The organism is Streptomyces sp. NPDC054863 (genome assembly GCF_053610825.1).
Genome location: NZ_JBSGZD010000440.1, coordinates 1 through 4,573, shown reverse-complemented (window position 1 = coordinate 4,573; position 4,573 = coordinate 1). Strand labels below are relative to the sequence as shown.

Genomic DNA, 4,573 nt, shown 5'->3' with positions numbered 1-4,573 from the left:
GCCTAGTCTCCCCAGACAGGCAAGAGTCCTTCTTGGCTTGAAGCCGGACCCGCAGACGCACGCCGTGTCTGCGGGTCCGGTTGTTTCCCGGCCGCGGAGGTCCGGGGGTTGCCCCCGGGAAAGCACAGCCGCCCCTGTCAGTCACGTACGTACGAAGAAGCGAGCCGCACATCCATGGGCACCCCCGAGCTGATCTCCCCGCGTTCCCCCCGCGTCACCGCCGCCAAGCGGCTGGCCAGGCGCAGCTTCCGGGGCAAGGAGCGCCGGTTCATCGCCGAGGGGCCGCAGGCCGTGCGGGAGGCCACCGGCCACCGGGGGCCCGACGGGGAGCCGACGCTGATCGAGCTGTTCGCGACGGTGGAGACCGCCGAGCGGTACGCCGACATCGTGGACGCCGCGCACGCCTCCGGCGCCCGGGTGCACCTGGCGGAGGACGACGTCCTCGCGGAGATCTCGCAGACCGTCACCCCGCAGGGCATCGTCGGCGTCTGCCGCTTCCTGGACTCCCCGTTCGAGGACATCCTCGCCGCGAAGCCCAAGCTGGTCGCCGTCCTCGCGCACGTGCGCGACCCCGGGAACGCCGGAACGGTGCTGCGCTGCGCGGACGCGGCGGGCGCCGACGCGGTCGTCCTCACCGACGCCTCCGTGGACCTGTACAACCCCAAGTCGGTGCGGGCGTCGGTCGGTTCGCACTTCCACCTGCCGGTCGCCGTCGGCGTCCCCGTCGAGCAGGCGGTCGCCGGACTCCAGGCGGCAGGGGTACGGATCCTGGCCGCCGACGGCGCGGGGGACAGGGACCTCGACGACGAGCTGGACGCCGGCACCATGGGCGGCCCCACCGCCTGGGTCTTCGGCAACGAGGCCTGGGGGCTCCCCGAGGAGACCCGTGCCCTCGCGGACGCCGTCGTGCGCGTCCCGATCCACGGCAGGGCCGAGAGTCTGAACCTGGCCACGGCAGCCGCTGTGTGCCTCTATGCATCCGCACGCGCACAGCGGGTACGCACCACTGACTGAGGGACGCGGGTTCGGAGTAGGGTGACGGACTCGGGCCCTCTGCACTGTTCGGATGGGTGGAAGCGGGGCGGGATGGCTGCGGAAGTGTCTGAACAGGTCGTAGGCGTACGGGAGTTGACCGAGTCCGGAGTCGGCCCCGACGATCTCCCGGACGGACTGGTCGTCGCCGACGAGACCGGCCGCGTCGTCTGCTTCAACGCGGCTGCCGTACGCATCAGTGCCGTGCCGGCCGCTCTCGCGCTCGGCCGCCCGCTCGTCGACGTACTGCCGCTGGAGGACCTCAAGGGCCGCCGCTGGTGGACCCTCACCGACCCGTACGGCGGCCTCGCCATCCGGGGCGGCCAGCCGGAGCGCAATCTGCTGCTGCCGGGCGGACGCGAGGTGCTGGTCTCCGCGCGGTACGTACGGACGGAGCCGTGCGGCCCGGTGCGCCGGGTCGTGGTCTCGCTGCGGGGGACCGAGGCGCGGCGGCGCACCGAGCGCAGCCACGCCGAACTGATCGCCACCGTCGCCCACGAGCTGCGCTCCCCGCTGACCTCGGTGAAGGGGTTCACCCGGACCCTGCTCAGGAAGTGGGAGCGCTTCACCGACGACCAGAAGCTGATGATGCTGGAGACCGTCGACAACGACGCCGACCGCATCGCCCGCCTGATCGCCGAGCTCCTCGACATCGCCCGCATCGACACCGGACGGCTCGAACTGCGCCGCCAGCCCGTCGATGTCGCCGCCGCCGTAGGACGACACGTACACGCGCGCATTTCAGCAGGTCAGGCCGCCGACCGGTTCCTGGTGCACATCCAGCACCCGCTGCCGGACCTGTGGGCCGACCCGGACAAGGTCGACCAGGTGCTCGGCAACCTGCTGGAAAATGCGGTGCGGCACGGCGAGGGAATGGTCACCATTGAGGTGGCACCCGCCACCGCCAAGGACGACGAGAAGGGCACGGCCGTGACCGTCAGCGACGAAGGCCCGGGCATTCCCGAGGAGTCGCTGAGCCGCGTCTTCACCCGCTTCTGGCGGGGCAGCAAGCGGGGCGGCACCGGACTCGGCCTGTACATCGTCAAGGGCATCGTCGAGGCCCACGGCGGCACGGTCAGCGTCGGACGCGGACCCGGCGGCGGCGCCGAATTCCGATTTATCCTGCCCGTCGGGGCCCCGGCCTACCTGGCCTGAGCCGCCCTCGGGCTTCTTCGCACCCCGCGTCCCTTTAGACTCGACCTTTGGCACCTTTGCGTCCTCAAGCGTCGAGCGGGGCCGCCCACCAGCCATCGGAAGTACGGGAAGAGATGTCCGCACCCAATAAGTCGTACGACCCTGTCGAGGTCGAGGCGCTGAAACCCGAAGAGATCGAGCGCATGCGGGACGAGGCGCTCGCCGCCTTCGAGTCCGCCGCCGACCTCGACGCGCTGACGCACGCCAAGACCGCGCACACCGGGCCCACCTCGCCGCTGTCGCTCGCCAACCGCGAGATCGGCGCGCTCCCGCCCCAGGCCAAGGCCGAGGCGGGCAAGCGCGTCGGCATGGCACGCGGCGCCGTCAACAAGGCCCTCGCGGCCCGGCTGGCGGTGCTGGAGGCCGAGCGCGACGAGCGCGTGCTGGTCGAGGAGGCGGTGGACGTCACGCTGCCGTACGACCGCGTCCCGGCCGGCGCCCGCCACCCGCTGACCACCTTCATGGAGCGCGTCGCCGACGTCTTCGTGGCGATGGGCTACGAGGTCGCCGAGGGCCCCGAGGTCGAGGCGGAGTGGTTCAACTTCGACGCCCTGAACTTCGTGCCGGACCACCCGGCCCGGCAGATGCAGGACACCTTCTTCGTACAGGGCGCCGACGGCAAGAAGACCGACGAGTCCGGTGTCGTGCTGCGTACGCACACCTCGCCCGTGCAGGCCCGCGCGCTGCTTGAGCGCCGTGAGCCGCCCGTGTACGTCGTGTGCCCCGGCCGCGTCTACCGCACGGACGAGCTCGACGCCACGCACACCCCGGTCTTCCACCAGATCGAGCTGCTGGCCGTCGACGAGGGCCTGACCATGGCCGACCTGAAGGGCACCCTCGACCACATGGTCCAGGCTCTCTTCGGCGAGGGCATGAAGACCCGGCTGCGCCCGAACTACTTCCCCTTCACCGAGCCGTCCGCCGAGATGGACATGGTCTGCTACGTGTGCCGCGGCGAGTCCGTCGGCAACCCGGACCGCCCCTGCCGCACCTGTGGCAGCGAGGGCTGGATCGAGCTCGGCGGCTGCGGCATGGTCAACCCCAAGGTGCTGACCGCCTGCGGCGTCGACCCGGAGAAGTACAGCGGGTTCGCCTTCGGCTTCGGCATCGAGCGGATGCTGATGTTCCGGCACCACGTGGAAGACATGCGAGACATGGTCGAGGGTGACGTGCGTTTCACTCGGCCCTTCGGGATGGAGATCTGATGCGGGTCCCGCTTTCCTGGCTGCGGGAGTACGTAGACCTCCCCGCCACCGAGACCGGCCGTGACGTGCAGGCCAAGCTCGTGTCCGCAGGCCTTGAGGTCGAGACGGTCGAGCCGACCGGCGCCGGCCTCAAGGGCCCCCTGGTCGTCGGCCAGGTCCTCACCATCGAGGAGCTGGAGGGCTTCAAGAAGCCCATCCGCTTCTGCACGGTGGACGTGGGCTCCGCCAACGGCACCGGCGAGCCGCAGGAGATCGTCTGCGGCGCCCGCAACTTCGCCGTCGGCGACAAGGTCGTCGTGGTCCTCCCGGGCGCCGTCCTGCCCGGCGACTTCGCGATCGCCGCGCGCAAGACGTACGGCAGGACCTCGCACGGCATGATCTGCTCCGGCGACGAGCTGGGCATGGGCGACGACGGTACGCACGGCATCATCGTGCTGCCGATGGAGTACGAGCCCGGCACCGACGCCATCGAGCTCCTGGAGCTCGTGGACGAGGTGCTGGACATCGCGGTCACCCCCGACCGGGGCTACGCGCTGTCCCTGCGCGGCATCGCCCGCGAGGTGGCCACCGCCTACGGCCTGCCGTTGCGCGACCCCGCGCTGCTCGACGTGCCCGCGCCGAACTCGTACGGCTACCCGGTGAAGATCAGCGACCCGCAGGGCTGCGACCGCTTCACCGCGCGCACGGTCACCGGCCTCGACCCCGAGGCCCGGTCGCCGATCTGGATGCAGCGCCGCCTGCAGAAGGCGGGCATGCGCCCGATCTCGCTCGCCGTCGACATCACCAACTACGTGATGCTGGAGCTCGGTCAGCCGCTGCACGCCTACGACCGCTCGCGCATCCAGGGCACCATCGGTGTCCGCCGTGCCGAGCAGGGCGAGAAGTTCACGACGCTCGACGGTGCCAAGCGCGTCCTCGACGCCGCGGACCTGGTCATCACCGACGACCGCGGGCCGATCGGCCTCGCGGGCGTCATGGGCGGCGCCAACACCGAGGTCGCCGACGTCGAGACGGACGCCGAGACCGGTGAGGTACGCGGCACCACCGACGTCGTCATCGAGGCCGCGCACTTCGACCCGCTGACCATCGCGCGCGCTTCCCGCCGCCACAAGCTGACCTCCGAGGCGTCCAAGCGCTTCGAG

General features: G+C 71.1%; 4 protein-coding genes. All 4 read left to right on the top strand.

Features of this window, described 5'->3' with window-relative positions; all coding sequences use genetic code 11:
- Positions 1-174 precede the first annotated feature (174 nt).
- Positions 175-1,014 (top strand): TrmH family RNA methyltransferase, encoded by an 840-nt coding sequence (locus tag ACWGIG_RS37175; protein ID WP_453326139.1) that lies wholly within the window; start codon positions 175-177, stop codon positions 1,012-1,014.
- 84 nt (positions 1,015-1,098) lie between these two features.
- Positions 1,099-2,187, top strand: coding sequence for an ATP-binding protein (locus ACWGIG_RS37170; protein WP_453326138.1), 1,089 nt, complete (start codon positions 1,099-1,101; stop codon positions 2,185-2,187).
- A 113-nt stretch (positions 2,188-2,300) separates the two neighbouring features.
- The gene (gene pheS / locus ACWGIG_RS37165) at positions 2,301-3,431 is read left to right on the top strand and encodes a phenylalanine--tRNA ligase subunit alpha (RefSeq protein ID WP_453326137.1); all 1,131 of its coding nucleotides are present in this window, start codon (positions 2,301-2,303) and stop codon (positions 3,429-3,431) included.
- Positions 3,431-4,573: phenylalanine--tRNA ligase subunit beta (locus tag ACWGIG_RS37160; RefSeq protein ID WP_453326136.1), on the top strand; the 1,143-nt coding region annotated here is incomplete at its 3' end. The genes pheS and ACWGIG_RS37160, both read left to right, overlap by 1 nt.

Coding starts and splice junctions, on each gene's coding strand:
- pheS (WP_453326137.1), top strand. CDS start 2,301: ATGTCCGCACCCAATAAGTCGTACGACCCTGTCGAGGTCGAGGCGCTG.
- ACWGIG_RS37175 (WP_453326139.1), top strand. CDS start 175: ATGGGCACCCCCGAGCTGATCTCCCCGCGTTCCCCCCGCGTCACCGCC.